This is a genomic window from Methylotenera sp., from assembly GCF_029946165.1.
GTDB lineage: Bacteria > Pseudomonadota > Gammaproteobacteria > Burkholderiales > Methylophilaceae > Methylotenera.
The window spans coordinates 194,509-213,902 of sequence record NZ_JAQSDZ010000006.1; the positions used below are offsets into that span (position 1 = coordinate 194,509).

Consider the following 19,394-nt stretch of genomic DNA (forward strand, 5'->3'; position numbering starts at 1 on the left):
CTTTAGTTATGTCCCTAATTTTTTATAAAAACTGCCAAAATAATGCTATATATACATAAAATTTAAATAATTTTCACATATAATTTAAATTAATTCACCCGCCTATCCTTACCATGTCTTTCCAATATCTATTAAAGTTGGATGAAGATTCTTAGTGGCAAAAGAATGATCAGAAATAGACGCTAATGACTGAAGTTAATAACGTTTCAAACAACAGATTTTAACCATACTAGTGATAACTTTGTTTTTGGAAATTAATCATGTCGACATTACTTAATGCTAGCAATTTGCTGCCACATGGCTATTGTATTAACTGGTCGCCGAGTCTTCTATGGTTCTATGTAGTTTCCGATGCCACAATTGTGCTTGCTTACTACTCAATTCCATTCACCTTAACTTACATTGCCTGGCGAAGAAAAGACTTAAAATTTCGTGGTATTTACTTGCTGTTTAGCGCCTTTATTCTTTCATGCGGTACTACACATTTGCTAGGCATTGTGGTTTTATGGAATCCGATTTATTGGATAGATGCGAGTATGAAAGGCCTCACAGCAGCACTATCAGCAGTGACAGCAATAACCCTAGTTTATATTACACCGCAGGTTCTTAAATTGCCTTCTCCATCTCAATACCATAAAGAAGTTCAAGGGCGCTTACTAGCCTATGAGGCATTAAAAGCGGCGCAAGCCACACTGATTGAAGTTAATGAGTATAAAAAATCGGAAGAAGCATTACATGCAAGTGAGCAACGATTGCAATTAGTCTTAAAAGCCAGTCAGCTTGGATTTTGGGATTGGGATATCAAAAACAACATTGTGACTAGGAATGAGCGTTGTGCAGAAATGCTAGGCTATCAATCAAGTGATATTGAACTGACAGTAAAGCAATGGGTGGATTTTATTCATCCCGAAGATCGTGAAATGGTATGGCAATCAGTTCGCGATAATATTGACGGTGTTAAAAAAATTCATGCACTTGAGTACCGCATGCGTACCAAAAATGGTGAATACAGGTGGGTACTTGATCAAGGGCAAGTAGTTTCGTGGGATGCCGACCAGCGGGCTACTCGCATGTGTGGAACCCATACTGACATTACTGAACGCAAGAATATGGAAGAGCAAGTGCGCAATTTTGCTTTCTATGATGCGCTGACCCAACTGCCAAATCGGCGTCTGTTAGATGACAGATTAACCAAGGCTATTGCAACCAGTAAGCGTAGCGGATATTACGGAGCAGTGATGTTCCTAGACTTAGACAATTTTAAACCCATTAATGATAATCACGGACATCAAGCAGGGGATTTGCTATTGATAGAAGTTGCCAATCGCGTAAAGGGCTGCATTAGAGAAGTTGATACTGTTGCACGCCTTGGTGGAGACGAGTTCGTTGTAATACTGAGTGAGCTAAGCTTAGACGAGGCAGAATCAATTTCAGAAACTAAATTGATTGCTGAAAAAATACTAAACGTATTAGCTGAGCCATACTTACTTACCGTCACCCAATTTGGGCAAAAGGATAAAGTAATAGAACATGGATGCACTGCTAGTATTGGAGCAGTTGTATTTGTTAAAGATAGCTCCAGTCAAATTGACCTGATGAAATGGGCGGATGCTGCAATGTATAAAGCTAAAGATGAAGGCAGAAATTTAATTCGATTTCATGAAGACTCTGTCACTCTTTAAAAAAACAACATTCCCATCACAGCTATATCTATATACAGCAAACAAACCTAATGTTTGCTATTTGCCGCGACTAAGCGTTTGAGCTCTGGTACACAAGAGCCGCATTCTGTGCCGCATTTCAGTTTATTTTGTAGAGTGATTAAATCTGCACCTAGTTGGATGGTTTCGATAATATTGTTTTCGGCAACATCTAAACAATTGCAGATAATCTTGCCACGGCTACGCTGGCCTGCTGGCGGGATACTGAGTGGCGCGAGCGCCCAGCGGCGGAGCTCTGCGGTAAACTCACCTGAGGTCATCACTTCTTTCAGCCAATCGGTAGCAAGCGTTTCACCTACCAAGCGCACGCCTGTGACTTCTGGCTTGCCGCTATCACTACTGACTAAAATTCGTTTGCTAATGCCTCGTTTTGCATCTTGATAATTGAGCAATGGCATGTCATCTGTCATCGCTAATATCAGGTCAATTTTCTCAATTAATGCCTTATCTGGCGCTTGTGTATGCGCTGCACGTAAAATTAGCATGCCGACATGATGTTCAGTTTTGCGGCCAAATAAACCACAAGTGGCGTAGTCAAAGTTGGTTAATAAACCACGTACTTTTTCCAACATCTCTAAGTTTTCAATGGTACGCATCACAGTCATGCGCCACGGTAACTCTAGCTTTTCAATTTTGATGGCCGTGTGCTTAAGCTCAGGTTGTTTTGAGGTTTTATCAAAATTTGGCGGCATTAGGGCATTCACGCCCAAGCCGTGCATAAATTGACTGCCCCAGTGCATCGCTATAAAGGTTTGTGAGGCTTGCACTTCATCAGACAATTGCGCAACCAACACTAAACTGCCGCGCTTATTGCTCACTTTGACGATGTCGCCATTTTTGATTGAGCGGCGCATCATGTCATCCGCGTTCATCTGTATGACGGGCTCTTCGGCATGGTTAAACAGTTGTGCCACCGTGCCGGTGCGGCTCATACCGTGCCACTGGTCACGCAAACGGCCCGTGAGTAAATGCAGCGGATGGCGTGCATCGGTTTTATCTGCAGTGCCTTTGTAGATAGTATTCACAAATTGTGCTTTACCATCTGGCTTTTGAAACACGCCATCGGTGTATAAACGTGCTGCGCCAGTCGTGTCGCCAGTTCTAAATGGCCATTGCTGTGGACCTTGCTCGTTAAGCAAGCTGTAGCTCAAACCAGTAATATCCAAATCTCGGCCACGTGTAGTTTCGCGATGCTCGTTGAAGATTTCTTCGGTTGTTGTATAGGGGAACAAGTTAGAGTTTTTAGCTAAACGTTTTTCTAAGCGTTGCGCAAAATCCACCATAATTGCCCAATCATGGCGCGCTTCTGCTGGCGTTGGGACGGCTGGATTCACGCGAGTAATGCGTCGCTCGGTGTTGGTGACTGAACCTTCTTTTTCACCCCAAGTGCTGGCTGGCAGCAATACATCTGCGTATTGGTTGGTATCGATATTGTTGTAAGCATCTTGCACCACCACTAACTCGGCATTTTGTAAGGCAGTAATCACATTATTCACGTCTGGCATAGAGTGCGCAGGGTTGGTGCAGGCAATCCAAATGGCTTTAATGCTGCCGTCTTTCACAGCATCAAACATTTCGATGGCTGTTTTACCAGGTGTTGCTGGTACGCTTTCTACCCCCCAAAGTGTAGCGACTTCGGCGCGATGTTCTGGGTTAGCTAAATCACGATGCGCAGATAATAAATTCGCCATGCCGCCGACTTCACGGCCGCCCATAGCATTTGGCTGACCTGTCAGTGAAAATGGTCCTGCGCCTAATTTACCGATTTGCCCAGTGGCTAAATGCAAGTTAATTAAGGCTGCGTTTTTATCTGTCCCGTGGATGCTTTGATTCAAACCCATACAGTACATAGAAAGGCTAGGGCCTTTGCCGAACCATTTTGCTGCCGTGATAATGTCAGCTTCTTTAATGCCGCAAATATCTGCTACCATTTTGGGCGTATATTCGCGCACAGTATCTTTTAACGCATCGAAACCATTAGTGTGCGCTTGGATATAAGCCATATCCAGCAAGCCTTCCCACAGCAATACATGCAACATACCGTTATACAAGGCAACGTCTGTGCCTGGCAAAATAGCGAGATGCAAATCTGCAGCTTGCGCAGTATCGGTGCGGCGCGGATCGACCACGACAATTTTCAAATTTGGATTATTTTTCTTTGCATCTTCAATGCGGCGGAAAATAATAGGGTGCGCAAATGCGGTATTTGAACCCGTGATAAATAAGCACTCGGTAGAGTCTATATCTTCATAACATGCGGGTGGTGCATCTGAACCCAACGTAGCTTTGTATCCTGTGACTGCAGAACTCATGCAAAGACGCGAATTCGTATCGACGTTATTGGTGCCAATCAAACCCTTGGCGAGCTTATTGAACACATAATAGTCTTCAGTTAATAACTGGCCTGAAATATAAAAAGCCACGGAGTCTGGCCCGTGCTTTTCGATGGTTTGGGCAAATTGTTCAGTTAAGTAATCAAGTGATTCGTCCCAAGAAACGCGTTTGCGCGTTTCTTCTCGCGTTAAACGCATTTCAGGGTAAAGTAAGCGGTTATCAAGCTTGGCAGTAAGATGTAGCGTAGAACCCTTGGTGCATAAGCGCCCAAAGTTGGCAGGGTGATTTGGGTCACCTTTTATGTCAATAATCTTGTCATTTTGGCTAGATATAATGACACCGCAGCCAACGCCACAGTAACAACAAGTCGATTTGGTTTCTTTAATCACTTTTTTGCTAATCTTTAAATATGAATCTTTGTTAGGCTAGTTTGTTGAATCTAGTTTGCTTAATCAGGTTTTTAGCTCTAGATATACAACGCCATCTTCAACTTTTGTATTAAAACAGGCAGTTTCACCCACATCTGGCTCATCTGCTTTGCCATCGACTAAACTGATTTTCCAGCTATGCAGAGGACAAGCAATTTTGTCACCATAGACAATGCCTTCTGACAGTGGTCCGCCTTTATGTGGACAGCTGTTATTGACGGCCAATATGCGGTCATCTTCTAAACGAAATACGCCAATGTCGATACTGACATTATCTTTGTTCTTTGTACGAACAACGCGCGCGCCTAATCTAGGAATATCTTCAAATGGCGCTACTTTTACCCAATTACTCATGATTTTTTAACCTTAATTCAAACTTATGAAACAACTAATAAATAAATTAACAATAAATTTAAAACAAATGAAAAAATAGCAATCCACTGCCATTTAACTAATCTAGCACGTGCGATTAATGGTGTACGTGCTGGCGCTAAGATTGGTTTTAACTCTCCATGCTCAAGCGCTAATAACATTTCTTCTGCAGTTTCAAAGCGTAACTTTAAGTCGCGCGCGATGGCTTTAAGAATGATATTTTCGAGCCAATAGGGTATATCCGGTCTATATCTTGTCGGTGGAATCGGCTCACCAAATTTCGGACGTTGAAACGGCTCAATCTCACCATGCGGGTATTTACGTGTGAGCAAGTAATAAAGCGTGACTCCTGCCGCATAAATATCACTTTGCACTGTAGCTGGTTCACCATCAAATAACTCTGGCGCCATAAAGCTTGGTGTTCCAGGGTTTTGTGACATTTCGGTGGCAACAATCATACTACTTAAGGCTACACCTAAATCTAAAATACGCAATCGTTGATCAGTCGCTTGGTGAATGTTATCTGGCTTAATATCTCTATGTACGATATTGAGCCGATGCAATGCAGCCATACCGCGCAATAAATCAATTCCAATTTTAGCCACGCCCACTACCGTGAAATGATGCCCGCTATCTAAGCGCTGCTGTAGCGTCGAACCTTCATGCCAACTCATTACATAATAAAGCTTGCTACGTTTCTCAGCAGTCACTGGAAAAACTTGCGGCACATATTGAGAAACCACACGCTTTGCCAGCCACTCCTCATTGAGCAAGCCATTACAGCTTTCTACATCATTGGCTAAAAGTGGCTGTAATGTTTTTAATACAAACAATTGCCGACTATTAAGGTGGCGTACTTTGTATAGCAAACTTGCTCGAGACTCATATAAAACCTCGATTATTTCAAAGTCATCTATGGTTTCACCGATCTGCAACTTATTTGGCACAATCAAATGTCTACCATCAGCTAACAACTCCGAAAGTGTTTCCTCTCCAAGCTGCGTAATTCTAGCGGCAACTGCGGTACTGTTATCAGTGCTACCTTTTTCAATGGCTAATTTTGTGAGTTCCTCGCAAATCATTTGCGGGCTATCATAAAGCGCCATCGTTTTATGAATAGCCTGCTCGCCTAATGCATCCCAAACACCATCACTCATCAAAGCAAACACGTCACCGACTTGCAACGCACCATCGGCATAATCCACTTCTAAATGTCGATCTAAGCCAACCGCACGCTTTAACACGTGACGCATCTCAGGTCTATCCCAAACGTGGTCAGTAGTAAGCTTCTTTAACTTGCCATCTCGAAGTAAATAAATACGCGTATCGCCCACATGTGCAGAATAATAACGTTGCCCACGTAATACCAATAATGAAAGCGTAGTCGCCATGCCAACCATATCGCGGTTTGCGTTAGCTTGGGCAATTAACCAACGATTAGCAGCAGTAAGCACTTTATCTAATGCCGTTAGCGGCTCCCATGTATCTGGCGTGGCGTAGTAATCTGAGGTCACCGTGCGCATGGTCATTTCAGAAGCTTCACCACCGCCCGCATTGCCGCTGACGCCATCCGCTACCGCCAAGAGTGCGCCTTTAATGCTTAATTGCGTACCTGCTGGAGTGACCACACCCACGTAATCTTCATTACGTGCGCGCGGACCCGTTAGGCTGGATTGGCCAATTTCAAATTTTAATGACATGGGATTATTTTACAGCGCTAATACCACTAAATTTAAACTTTCGCTGTAGTCACACTACCCCAAGTCGTTCTCCATCTAGTTTTCACACCAGCTAGACCTATCATTGCTAGCACTGCTAAGCCTGCAAATATCAACAAACCTATTTGGTAGTTACCGTAAGTTTGTTTAAAGTAACCTAAACTTGCCGCTAGGTAGAAACCACCTACACCGCCAGCCATACCCACTAAACCAGTCATTACACCGATTTCTTTACGGAAGCGTTGGGGTACTAATTGGAATACTGCACCATTACCCATACCTAGAATTGCCATCACAGGAATAATTATCGCGAGTGCTAACTGCCAAGTTGGTTGTCCAAAACTCATGATAACTAATAATACGGCAGCAACGCTATACATAGCCAATAGCGTACGAACTCCGCCAATACGGTCCGCCACCAAACCGCCAATTGGGCGAACTAGCGATCCAGCAAACACACAGGCCGCTGTACAGTACCCTGCGTTAACAGCTCCTAGGCTATAAAGGTCATTAAAGTAAATGGTGAGCGATGAAGCTAAGCCAACAAAACCACCAAAAGTCACACTGTAAAAGAACATAAACCACCACGCGTCTTTATCTTTCAGAATAGCCACGTATTGGCTAAGCGATTTGGCTGGCGGTGCATCTGGGCTATCTTTAGCAAAAATGATGTAAACAAACATCGCAATGCCTAGCGGAATTAACGCCAAGCCAAATACGTTATTCCAGCCATAAGCAACCGCTAACGAGGGTGCAAATAATGCAGCAAACACTGTACCTGAGTTACCAGCACCCGCAATACCTAGCGCAGTTCCTTGATGCTCTGGTGGATACCAACGGCTTGCGAGCGGCAAAGCAACAGCAAACGCCGCACCTGCAAAACCCAAACCTATGCCCAACATTAACGCTTGTTGAAAGTTTTGTATACCGTGCAACCAAGCCAATAGTAAACTTAAGACCACAATAATTTGACCAATTAGACCAGCCATTTTTGGTTTGATTTGATCTACCAACACACCCATCACAATACGTAATAATGCGCCAGCCAATACTGGCGTTGCCACCATCAAGCCTTTTTGTGAAGCAGATAAGTTTAAATCTGCCGCCATTTGCACCGCTAATGGTCCGAGCAATACCCATACCATAAAGCTTAAATCAAAGTATAGAAACGCTGAGAACAACGTTGGTTTATGTCCTACTTGCCAAAAACTTTTTTGCATAAAACTTCCTTAACCACCCTAAAATGAAATAGATTTATTAATCAATCCAAAAAATCTACACCTCAATCACTTCAAACTCTTTATGTTTATTGCGATTATTTACACGCTCCGCCCAAGGATCTACTGCACCTTGCAATGTGTATAGCAAGCGCTCGTATGCGGCTTTACGGCCTTCTACATCTTCGAGTATGCGTTGTTTTACATATTCTAAACCTACGCGCTCTAACCAATGCACAGTGCGGTCTAAATAGCGGGCTTCTTCACGGTAAACTTGAATGAACGCACCTGAATACTCTAGCACTTCATCAGAAGTTTTTACTTTACATAAAAATTGCGCAGCTTCAGTTTTAATACCACCGTTACCACCTACATAAATTTCCCAGCCTGACTCTACCGCGATAATGCCAACGTCTTTAATGCCAGATTCTGCACAGTTACGTGGGCAACCTGACACAGCAAATTTAACTTTATGTGGCGCCCACATGTGGTCAAATGCTTTTTCGATATCAATGCCCATTTGGGTGGAATTTTGCGTACCGAAACGGCAGAACTCGCTACCAACACAAGTTTTAACCGTACGAATACTCTTACCGTAAGCATAGCCAGATGGCATATCTAAATCTGCCCACATATCGACTAGGTCTTCTTTTTTAACGCCTAGCAAGTCAATACGTTGTCCACCAGTCACTTTCACCATAGGTACTGAGTATTTATCAGCCACATCGGCGATTTTGCGTAATTGGCTTGGTGTAGTTACACCGCCGTACATACGCGGAATGACTGAATAAGTACCGTCTTTTTGAATATTGGCGTGAACGCGTTCGTTAATAAAGCGTGACTGTGGATCATCTTTCGCTTCATGCGGCCAAGTAGAAAGTAGGTAATAATTTAGCGCTGGACGGCAAGTTGCACAGCCGTTAGGCGTACTCCAGCCCATGCCTGCCATCGCATCTGGAATATTTAAATATTTGTGAGTGCGAATTTCTTCACGCACTTCTTCATGGTTTTTCTCAGTACAACCGCAAACCGCTTTGCTGGTTGACGGTGGCGCATATCCGCCACCTAAAGTAGACGCTAAAATTTGCTCAACCAAGCCCACACATGAGCCGCAGCTTGAACCAGCTTTTGTTTGCTTTTTCACATCATCAAGAGTGAATAAACCATGATCTTGAATGGCTTTAACGATAGTGCCTTTGCATACGCCATTACAACCACATACTTCCATTTCATTGGTCATTAGTGATGCTTGACTTTGACCTTGATGACCAGTATCACCAATCGCAGAGGGACCAAACATTAAGTGATCACGAATCTCGTGGATAGGTTTGCTATCCCTAAGCATTTGAAAATACCACGAACCGTCCGTGGTATCCCCATAAAGCACGCCACCAACGATTTTGTCGTTTTTGATGATGAGTTTTTTGTATACCCCACCAACTGCATCGTGCAAAACAATCTCTTCAGTTTCATCATCACCAGTGAAATCACCCGCGCTGAATAAATCAATGCCGGTCACTTTTAATTTTGTTGAGGTGACAGAACCTTTGTACAAACCAATACCATAATTAGCTAAATGATTAGCGCAGACTTTTGCCATTTCAAACAAAGGCGCAACTAAACCATAGGAAATGCCACGGTGCGCAACGCACTCACCCACGGCATATACACGCGGATCAAAAGTTTGCATGGTGTCATTCACCACTACACCTTTGTCACAGTGGATACCAGCAGATTCAGCCAGTGCGAAATTCGGGCGAATACCTACAGCTAATACTAATAAATCGGCAGGTAACTCAAAACCCTCGGCAAAACGAACCGCTTTAACGCGACCATTTTCATCACCAATAATCGTTTCTGTATTGGTAGATAGATGAAATTTAAGGCCTTTAGCTTCTAGAGATTTTTGCAGCATGATGCCTGCTGTTTTATCTAACTGTTTCTCTAACAACCATTCGTTTCGATGGATAACAGTCACATCCATACCTTGAATACTTAAGCCGTTAGCTGCCTCTAAACCAAGCAAACCACCACCCACTACAACTGCATGCTTGTATTTTTTTGCAGCCTCAATCATGTCATTAGTATCTTTAATGTCGCGATAGCCTAAGACACCTTCAAGATTGTTACCTGGAATAGGTGGCATAAATGGTTTTGAACCCGTAGCTAATAGCAAGCGGTCATATTCCGCACTCGTGCCATCTTCCGCATAAACCACGCGATTTTTACGATCAATTTTGTTGATGCGCGCATTGGTATGCAAGGTAATATTATGCTCGGCGTACCATTCACGGGTATTTAGAATGATGTCGTCAATCGTCTGCTCATTCGCCAAGACTGGCGATAGCATGATGCGATTATAGTTAGGATACGGCTCATCACCGAACACAGTAATGTCGTAAATATCAGGCGCTATCTTAAGTAGTTCTTCTACAGTACGCATGCCTGCCATGCCGTTACCAACTACTACTAATTTCATTTTTTGCATTTTATATAAGACTTTAAGTTAATTAAATACAAGGCATATAAAGCAACATCCATGCCTAACTAAAAATACAATAAATTCAATGACATATATTTTCTATAGGAGAATATATGCACCAAAGTAGTCAATCAATAAATTAACGCACTATAAAAGTGCCAATTCATAATATTTGATTGAAAATAGCTTGGATTCACTCCTCAGATTGAATTTATTGATTAAAAATCATCGTTTTCTAGAGATATCAACAATTAAAGATGCACTGTAATGTTTCCATTTAATAATGATTACGTAGGCATAGTAACGCGCTTGCTGATTAAAACTGCTCGGTAATCCTGCAACTTTTTCAGGAATGGAAATGACCATATTTTCACCAAAATATTTGCGTGCATTGCCTGAAATGGTGTTGGCGATTTCCCCTACCGCATCCAATAGATTTTCATCCGACTGATTAGTCTCTTTCATGACGGTTAATAAATGTCGCAACATTGCGCTTGGCGCAGAAAAATAGAGTATGCCGTCATAATCGGCACTGACTTTAATCATGCCCGTAAAGTCATTCATGGGAAACGCATTGCGAGCAAGGTAAGCTACACCAACAGAAGCGGCTTCTTGTGTCGTTTTTTTAAAATAATCGCCAACCGCTTCAATAAAAACATCAATATCTTTCTCGCTTAAGTCACTCATTCTTCTACCAACTCCAATAATGCATTAATGAGTTCATCATCCGTAAACGGTTTGTACAAAAAACCCTCGGCACCATTCATTAATGCTTGAATTGCCGTGGCTTTATCACTAAGCGCAGAGATAATTAAAATTTTCACCTGAGGATCAACTTGAGTGAGTAGTGTCGTGCATTCCACCCCATCCATTTCTGGCATCGTTAAATCCATAGTGACAATTTCTGGGCGCGTTTTTAAAAACAAAGCATGCGCCTCTACGCCAGAGGCCGCTGCGCCTACAATTTCAATATTCGGTAGCTTTTGGTTTAAAAAGGAATCCGAGGCAATACGTGCAATACGATTTCTAATGATATTTGAATCATCAACAATCATGAGCTTCATGTTACGCGCTCCAACACATTTACAGTGCTGTCAAATAAATTGCTTTCCAAATTAATGGCAGGCGCTTTATGTTGTGCAATACGGAATGTAAACTGGGTAAATACATCTGGCTTAGTATCAATCTTTAATTCACCACCAATCTCGTTCACCAATGATTGAATGAGATCCATACCAACGCCACTACCAGCATCTTTATCAGCCGTACTTGCAGTAGAAAAACCAGGCTCAAAAAGCTTTTTAACAACTTCTTTATCCGTTAACTGGTCTACCATTTCTATTGAATAACGACCCGACGCCACCATAGCGGCTCGTATGCGCGCGGGGACAATGCCTTGACCATCATCACGAACACTAAAGTGAATCGCGCCTTGGGGTGTCATTTGCGTACTGATGGTTATTTCACCATGCGGAGGCTTACCTTTTGCGGCTCTAGCTGCCGCCGTTTCAATTCCGTGGCAAATACTATTCCGTATTAACTGAATACCGATTTGCTGCAATTGAATCGCGGTTTTAGTTTCCACTTGATCAAGCAAAGCCAAACTTAAATTAAGCCGCACATTTTTGTTTTGATTTTGGCTCACTTGGGCCGCCAAACGCGTTAAGTTATGACTAATGCTGCTAGACACCGAAGTTTGTTTTTGAGTGGTATTGGCTGACTCAAGATGTAATTGAATAGCATTTACAATGACTTCAATTTGACTAATTTGGTCAAATAAAGCACTGAGCATGACGGGCAAACTTAGAACCTCTTGCGTATCCCAATTGGTTTTCTTACGCAGTAAGGACAAGTGCTCTTCAAACTGATGGGCATACGCCTCAATTGCCTCTAAACCCATTGCTGCAGATTCACCTTTAATGGAGTGCACGATGCGAAAGCATTGATTTGCCAAGTCATCATGGTTTGACGCACGTTTATCAGCATTAGCCAATATGGTATTTAAAGCGCTAAGACCAGTATTGGTGTTTTTCAAAAACTGTTGTAGTTGAAAACTATCGGCTTCCAACAACTTGCGGAGGAAATCTAAATTAATATTAGATTGACCTTTAAGCTTAAGCAACTCTTCTGCCTGCGTCACTTGCTCGGTAACGTCTTGCACTGTTACCAATAAATGTAATACTCGCTTATCTTCAATCACGCGGTTAAATTGAAAACTCAAGTATCGAGGCGCGCTGGCTATATTATTTGAGGTGGTCGAATAAACCCGCACTTGCATAAGCGGATTTAAGCTCAAAATTAAATTTTCTTTAACTTTATTGCCAAATAACAGGCTAATGTAATTGGTCGCTTGGCTAAAAACTTCTGCCGAAACCAAAGCCTCCAAAATTGGCATAAAAGGCACTTTTGCGCTAATGTCATGCTGCAAAATTTTATTCATTGAGCTAGAAAACTGGGTGCCAATCAATAATTCAGGATCTAATAAAAACAAACCTTCTTTGACGGTATTTAAAATCTCAGTCGTTTCGCGTTGCGCTTTCTCAATTTCACCATCTGCAGCACGCAACTTGCGTAGCGCGTTAAATACAATGTTGCCAAACAGCAATAAAGACAACACTAAAGCAATAGTTTGTATTAACTTTAAATTGCCTGCTTTAGCTTTAGTATTTTTTTCTAACTGCGTAGTGAGGTCATTCATCAGCGTTAATAGCTTAAGATTATGATCTCTTGCATAATCTGTAGCGGCATCTAGGCTAGATTCTTCAACCACTTGGCTATTAATAACTGGGGTTAATAATTGTTTATAAGGCTGCCAAATCGTTAATGCAGCATCTACGGCTTTTGTGGCGGCTGAATCACTTACTTTGTTAAGAGTGACCGCCTTTTCATCACCACCAAGTACTTGCCCGCCCGATTTAAAAGCATTCAATGTCGCATCAAACAATAACACTACTTTTTTAAGTTCTGCTGTATTTTTATCGTTAAACTTACCTTGCGCTGCATCTACCTGAATGGTCAGCAAAACCTTAGCAGTACGCTGTGACAACATTCTTTGTCGACCCGCTAAGTTAATCGAAATGGCATCATTATCGAGTGTAGATGAGGTGTAGAAATTAAGACCCAACACACTTAAGTTGAATAACAGAAACAGTGTCACGGCAATGAGTAAGCCGCTATATTTATTAAATGTATTTGTATTGTTGACGATAGCCATGAATGCACCTTAATAAAAAAACTTAGAAAAGTCACCGTCGTTGGTGGTCAATTTTTAAAGCCATTTGAATTGTTTACAGCTGTCTTCAATCTAAGAAATAAAACGATTGAAGTAAAATTAACGTTTAATTTGGCTGTTAAATAATGAGTAACTAATCTTCTGATGTGGCTGTATTTTACTTACTTGCTGCGCCATTAAACGAATGCTTAATGACGCAGGCTTGTGGAGCGCTAACTTAGAACGTGTACATTGCAGTTGCCCAAATAATTTCTTTATCACCTTTACGTGCTGCATTTGTTAAGCTGCCATACACATCATCTTCACTGAACTTCGCATACTCTAATTTACCCAAAACTTTGTCCGTGAATGGATATGCAACGCTGGCGTCAAATTCAGTACCGTACTTATCGCCTTGCTTGCTATTGAGTGTTGCAAATTTCTCATCAGACTTGAACACATGATATTCAGCATAAAATTTAGCTTTTTCGATACTGCCTGCCAAAGTTACAAATGTATCTTCCATACCTTGACGAGGAGTGGCTAAGAAGTGATCTGACCAACCTTGAAATAGATGATTAGTGCCTAAAGGTGTTTGGAAAGCATATTTGCCATTATTGCTAGAAAGCACTTCTTGATCGATGCGTAAAGACCAAGCACCAAACATTGCACCACCACCAACTTTGTAATAATGCGCATCAATTAATGGATTGCCGCCTTTGTAATCATCTTGTTTTGCGTATTCAGCTGTATATAACGCTTTCCAGTTATCATCGATTTTATGCACACCGTCTAAACGCACACCAAATGTTTTTGAACTAGCATCTGTTGTTGCTGTTTTTGTTGCATCTTGGCTAGCCCCTAAGCCGTTACCACCTTGAGCTGCAGTTCCAACAGCTACTGGATTACCATTATTTTGGCTTAGGTTGGCGACATCAATGAAGTAGCCATAACCAGTAACTGATTCGCTTGGTGAAATGCGATATTTTGCATTCACAATATCAATGTTGCCATCACGAAGTTGCGTATTGATTTGGCGTACTTTATTAAAATGAGCTACAAAAACTTCGGTATTAGGGATACTTTTATTTAACACTGAAATACCATCAAATACTTGCATGTTTTGACGGAAAGCAATATCACCAATAAAACGCACATTGTCTAAATTGACTTGTTGACGACCTAAACGTAACTTCGTGTTTTTGATACCAGTCCAGTCAACATATAGTTGATTAAGGTCTGTATAAGTTGGGTCTACTACGTTAGGGTATTGGCTATTTCCGCGATCCGTCAGGTTGTCTCGTCTGTCATTGTAATCATCGGTAAATGCATGCACATCGGTAATTTGCGCTGCAAAACTGAAATTATGAAATGGAGCTGTTTGCCAACCAATTAAGCTGCGCAATGTAAATGCTTTCGCATCTTCCAATTTCTTACTGGTGTTTGCTGGCGAAACTTGAAAACCATCTTGGTCGATAGCTTCATAACGCAAACGGAAGCTAGTCATTGGCTTACCCTGCTTAATAGAGTCGAGCAAGGTGTATTCTGGCACCTCTGTAACCTCTTCTGCATAAGCACTTTGCGCCATGCTAGTAAGTGCTAAAGATGTGCAAGCCATGATTAAATTAAGCTTGAATGTAGAGTTGACTTTCATATTATTCCCTTTAATTAAGATATTGAGTTTATATATTCGTTATATTTATTATGTTGTTATGCTGCTTTTTTGGCATGGCGCTCATATAAAAAGCGCAATACTTCGCTACGTAAATGGTTGTAGTCTTTGTCTTCTGCCAGTTCTAAACGCGCTCTTGGTCTAGGGAGATTCACGTCTAAAATCTCGCCTATCCCTGCTGACGGCCCATTAGTCATCATCACTACGCGGTCTGACAACAAAATCGCTTCATCTACATCGTGCGTCACCATGACCGCGGTACAGCCAGATTTCGCCATAATCTTCATGAGCTCATCTTGTAGATTTGCGCGAGTTAAAGCATCTAATGCCCCAAATGGTTCATCTAGTAGCAATACTTTTGGCTCCATTGCTAAAGCTCGGGCAATGCCTACACGTTGCTTCATACCGCCTGAAATTTCATTCGGGCGTTTGTCGGTTGCGTGGGTTAAACCTACCAACTCTAATGCCGCATCAGTGCGCGCTTTAAGTTGCGCTTTACTTTCAGGTTCTTCTGCACTTGCACCAAATACGCGCTCTACCGCTAAAGACACATTTTCATAGCAAGTTAGCCAAGGTAATAATGAGTGGTTTTGAAAAACCACTGCACGCTCAGGGCCTGGGCCTGCAATTTCGCGGCCTGCGCAGAAAAGTAAACCTTCTGTTGGTTGTGTTAAGCCTGCAATGAGGTTTAATACGGTGGATTTACCGCAACCTGAGTGACCAATAATTGAGATAAACTCACCTTCTTTAATGTTAAGGTTGATATTTTTTAGCGCGTTAAAATCACCTTTTTTGGTCGGGAATGTCATATCAACATTCTCTAATTGCACGTATCTGTCCGCGTTTGCTTTTTCTGGGTTCAGTATTTTTTCCATGATCATTCCTAAAGTAATATCTAAAATTTAATTAGTTAGCAAACAAATTACTCATAACTGAATTTTTTAGCGATTTGAGTCAGCGCGTACTCTAAAAGCAAGCCAACAATCCCTACTACAAAAATCGCGATGATGATGTGCTCTACATTCAGGTTGTTCCATTCATCCCACACCCAGAAGCCAATACCCACGCCACCTGTTAACATTTCCGCAGCCACAATCACTAACCATGCCACGCCGATTGAAAGACGTACACCTGTCATCATGTAAGGTAAAACGAAGGGGAAAAGAATTTTAGTGACGATTTTCCACTCGCTTAAATTAAGCACCTTAGCCACGTTCATATAGTCTTGTGGCACTTTACTTACACCTACTGAGGTATTGATAATCATCGGCCAGATTGCTGAGATAAAAATCACCCAAATTGCCGCTGGGTTTGCCGCTTTAAAAACAAGCAAACCAATTGGCAACCATGCTAAAGGTGAAACAGGGCGTAACAAACTGATGATTGGCGAGGTCATGCGTGACATGAACTCAAAACGACCAATAATGAAGCCAAGCGGAATACCCACTAGCGCTGCTAAGCCAAAACCCAACGCCACTCGCTCCAATGAAGCTAAAATATTCCAACCTACGCCCATATCATTGGGTCCATGGTTATAAAAAGGGTCGCTAAATAGCTCAATCGCTGAGTACCAAGTTTTGAGTGGGCCTGGAAGACTGGGAGATTGATGTGAAATCAATGTCCACACTGCGAGTAGTAGCAAAACACCAAACACTGGTGGTAAAACCACGTTCAAAACACTATAAATTTGTGTTTTGCGCTTACTTGGTTTATGGCTAAGTAGCGCACTACTCGTTTTAGCCACTTCTTTTTCTACCTCAGTTTTTACAACCTCAGTTTCGCCACCCACGGCAATCCCTAAATTTCCTGCATCAGCCATAGCCGCTCCTTTGCTTACAACAGTTTCTTTACTTTGCATGATGGCTTTCAAGCTTTCCTTACTTATATTAGTCGCGCTCATAATTGACTCCTGAGTGTTTCTTAAACTTACCGTCATTCACCTAAACTACTTTAAATACTTACGCTCTAATCTTGAATGAAGCAGCATAGGCAGCTGGATTTTTACCGTCCCAAACCACGCCATCTATCAACTTACTAGAGCGCATCACATCTTTAGGTACGCTAATACCTAATTGCGTTGCTGCTTCGGTGTAGAGTTGCACTTGATTAATTTTCTTAGCAATCGCTAAATAATCTGGATCAGACTTCAACAAGCCCCAACGTTTATGCTGTGTTAAGAACCACATACCGTCTGATAAATAAGGGAAGTTCACTTTGCCATCACTGAAGAATTTCATGAAGTTTGGATCTTTCCATTTTTTGCCCATACCATTGTCGTAGTCTCCCACAAAACGGCCAGCAATCACTTCTTCAGGTGCATTTACATAAGCTTTACCTGAAATTAATTTAGCCACTTTCGCGCGGTTTTCTGTTGCTTCAATGTAGCGGCAAGCATCTAGAATTGCCATAATCATGGCGCGTGAAGTGTTTGGGTTTTTAGCAACGAACTCAGCCGTAGTACCCAATACTTTTTCAGGGTGATCAACCCAAATATCCTGTGTGGTAGTCACGGTGTAGCCCACTTTGTCGTAAATTGCGCGAGCATTCCATGGTTCGCCAACACAGTAGCCATCCATATTGCCGATACGCATATTCGCCACCATTTGCGGTGGAGGCACTACAATCGTTTTAACATCTTTGATTGGGTTGATACCGTTTGCCGCAAGCCAATAGTTAAGCCACATTGCATGCGTACCCGTTGGGAAAGTTTGCGCAAAGGTAAAGTCACGATTTTCATTATCGAGCAAGCGTTTTAGACTGTGACCATCTTTAACGCCCTTATCTTTTAATTGGTTAGCCAGCGTAATACCTTGACCGTTGTGGTTCAAAGTCATCAGGACAGCCATATCTTTTTGTTGACCGCCGATACCCAATTGCACGCCATACACCAAGCCATACAACACGTGAGCTGCGTGTAATTCACCATTGACTGTTTTATCGCGAATCGCTGCCCAAGAAGCTTCTTTTGATGGGGTAATTTTGATACCGTATTTTTTATCAAAGCCCATTTCCGCAGCCACAACAATTGGCGCGCAATCAGTCAGTGGGATGAAACCGATTTTCACCTCAGTAATTTCTGGTGCGTCTGAACCAGCCGCATAAGCGTTTGTGCTGATACCTTTTGGCACAATACCCATTACTGTAGCTGCGCCTAAAGCGCCAGCCATCGTCGTGCGAAAGAAGTCACGACGGCTACTATCTACCGTTGGCTTAACATCTAGATTTAGTGTTTTATCGTTAGTCATCATCTTTAAATCTCCTATTAATCAAACTGTTTTTCAAACCTTAAAATTACATTTACAAAACTTACGGCCAATAAAAAAGGCGCCTGATAAGCAACCGACTCTCACACAGAGAATCAATCGATTACCAAGACGCCTTTGCCTTGAATTACTTTTAATTTGAGCCCGCTTTGGCTCTAAATTCATTACTTCTGTTAACGCTTAAATTCACCATTGAATATAAGCATTAACCTATTTAATTCTGTCTAACTTAAAGCAGCAATTCTGCCGCCTCAATAATTTGTTTTGATAAAGCACCGATGCGCATATGTTTTTGCATCGCCATGGAGCGCAATAAGTTATACGCTTCATCTTCATCAATCTTACGTTGCTTCATAATCAAGCCTTTTGCTCGCTCGACTAATTTTCTATCACTTAACTTTGTATTTGCTTCAGTTAAAGCCACACGTAAATTCTTAAACTCTTCAAAACGCGCAACTGCCGCATCTATCACTGGTCGCAACCGTTCATTCGGTATGCTTCCTACAACATAAGCACATACACCTGCTTGCGTCGCCAACTTAATTTGTTCTTTATCACCATCATGCGTAAACATCATAATCGGCCGTGGGTCGTTCATGGTCATCACACAAATGTTCTCCAACGTGTCGCGGCTTGGTGAGTCAGTATCAATAATCACAATATCTGGCTGCAACTCGCAACAGGCATCATCTAAGTTAACCGTATCTTTTAGATGTGCGATAACTTCGTACCCCGTATCAAGCAGAGATTGCTTGAGTGGTTTGGTACGCTCCAAATCGTTATCAACAATCATTACTTTTAACATGGCAACTTATCTTTAATACTTTGAATGTATAAAAGCAATTAGTGTGCCAAAATTTAAAATCATGCCTATCGCAATGATTTTGTTAAGTATTTTTATACAGCTTGAATTTTTCGGACAGACAATAAATCAATGTACGCACGCTGAAGGTGCAACTTAAACACACCATTTTGG

14 protein-coding genes are annotated in these 19,394 nt (G+C 41.9%); 1 reads left to right on the forward strand and 13 read right to left on the reverse strand.

Annotated elements, in window-relative coordinates; genetic code table 11:
- Nucleotides 1–260 precede the first annotated feature (260 nt).
- The gene (locus tag PSV17_RS05165; RefSeq protein ID WP_300480280.1) at nucleotides 261–1,682 is read left to right on the forward strand and encodes a sensor domain-containing diguanylate cyclase; all 1,422 of its coding nucleotides are present in this window, start codon (nucleotides 261–263) and stop codon (nucleotides 1,680–1,682) included.
- 47 nt (nucleotides 1,683–1,729) lie between these two features.
- Here the strand turns inward: PSV17_RS05165 and PSV17_RS05170 are convergent, their stop codons facing one another.
- From PSV17_RS05170 to PSV17_RS05230, 13 genes are all read right to left on the reverse strand, one after another.
- Nucleotides 1,730–4,444, reverse strand: a complete 2,715-nt coding sequence (locus PSV17_RS05170) for a nitrate reductase (protein ID WP_300480281.1) — start codon at nucleotides 4,442–4,444, stop codon at nucleotides 1,730–1,732.
- 63 nt (nucleotides 4,445–4,507) lie between these two features.
- Nucleotides 4,508–4,837 (reverse strand): nitrite reductase small subunit NirD, encoded by a 330-nt coding sequence (gene nirD / locus PSV17_RS05175; protein ID WP_300480283.1) that lies wholly within the window; start codon nucleotides 4,835–4,837, stop codon nucleotides 4,508–4,510.
- 23 nt (nucleotides 4,838–4,860) lie between these two features.
- Nucleotides 4,861–6,555, reverse strand: coding sequence for a bifunctional protein-serine/threonine kinase/phosphatase (locus PSV17_RS05180; RefSeq protein ID WP_300480285.1), 1,695 nt, complete (start codon nucleotides 6,553–6,555; stop codon nucleotides 4,861–4,863).
- 32 nt (nucleotides 6,556–6,587) lie between these two features.
- Nucleotides 6,588–7,793, reverse strand: coding sequence for a nitrate/nitrite transporter (locus tag PSV17_RS05185; RefSeq protein WP_300480287.1), 1,206 nt, complete (start codon nucleotides 7,791–7,793; stop codon nucleotides 6,588–6,590).
- Nucleotides 7,794–7,848: 55 nt separating this feature from the next.
- Nucleotides 7,849–10,278 (reverse strand): nitrite reductase large subunit NirB, encoded by a 2,430-nt coding sequence (gene nirB / locus PSV17_RS05190; RefSeq protein WP_300480289.1) that lies wholly within the window; start codon nucleotides 10,276–10,278, stop codon nucleotides 7,849–7,851.
- A 219-nt stretch (nucleotides 10,279–10,497) separates the two neighbouring features.
- Nucleotides 10,498–10,959 carry a chemotaxis protein CheX gene (locus tag PSV17_RS05195; protein WP_300480290.1) on the reverse strand — a complete coding sequence of 154 codons (462 nt, stop codon included), beginning with the start codon at nucleotides 10,957–10,959 and terminating at the stop codon, nucleotides 10,498–10,500.
- Nucleotides 10,956–11,336, reverse strand: coding sequence for a response regulator (locus tag PSV17_RS05200; protein WP_300480292.1), 381 nt, complete (start codon nucleotides 11,334–11,336; stop codon nucleotides 10,956–10,958). The genes PSV17_RS05195 and PSV17_RS05200 overlap by 4 nt, the downstream gene beginning before the upstream one ends.
- Entirely contained in the window at nucleotides 11,333–13,486 is a 2,154-nt protein-coding gene (locus tag PSV17_RS05205) for an ATP-binding protein (protein WP_300480294.1), read from the reverse strand. Before PSV17_RS05205 ends, PSV17_RS05200 begins: the two co-directional genes overlap by 4 nt.
- 235 nt (nucleotides 13,487–13,721) lie before the next feature.
- The gene (locus PSV17_RS05210) at nucleotides 13,722–15,137 is read right to left on the reverse strand and encodes an alginate export family protein (RefSeq protein ID WP_300480296.1); all 1,416 of its coding nucleotides are present in this window, start codon (nucleotides 15,135–15,137) and stop codon (nucleotides 13,722–13,724) included.
- Nucleotides 15,138–15,193: 56 nt separating this feature from the next.
- Nucleotides 15,194–16,030, reverse strand: a complete 837-nt coding sequence (locus PSV17_RS05215; RefSeq protein ID WP_300480298.1) for an ABC transporter ATP-binding protein — start codon at nucleotides 16,028–16,030, stop codon at nucleotides 15,194–15,196.
- 47 nt (nucleotides 16,031–16,077) lie between these two features.
- Nucleotides 16,078–17,055 carry a nitrate ABC transporter permease gene (gene ntrB / locus PSV17_RS05220; RefSeq protein ID WP_300480300.1) on the reverse strand — a complete coding sequence of 326 codons (978 nt, stop codon included), beginning with the start codon at nucleotides 17,053–17,055 and terminating at the stop codon, nucleotides 16,078–16,080.
- Nucleotides 17,056–17,113: 58 nt separating this feature from the next.
- A complete protein-coding gene (locus PSV17_RS05225) occupies nucleotides 17,114–18,403 on the reverse strand; it encodes a CmpA/NrtA family ABC transporter substrate-binding protein (protein WP_300480301.1) in 1,290 nt (429 codons plus the stop codon).
- A gap of 244 nt (nucleotides 18,404–18,647) precedes the next feature.
- Nucleotides 18,648–19,223 (reverse strand): ANTAR domain-containing protein, encoded by a 576-nt coding sequence (locus PSV17_RS05230; protein WP_300480302.1) that lies wholly within the window; start codon nucleotides 19,221–19,223, stop codon nucleotides 18,648–18,650.
- Nucleotides 19,224–19,394: the final 171 nt, after the last annotated feature.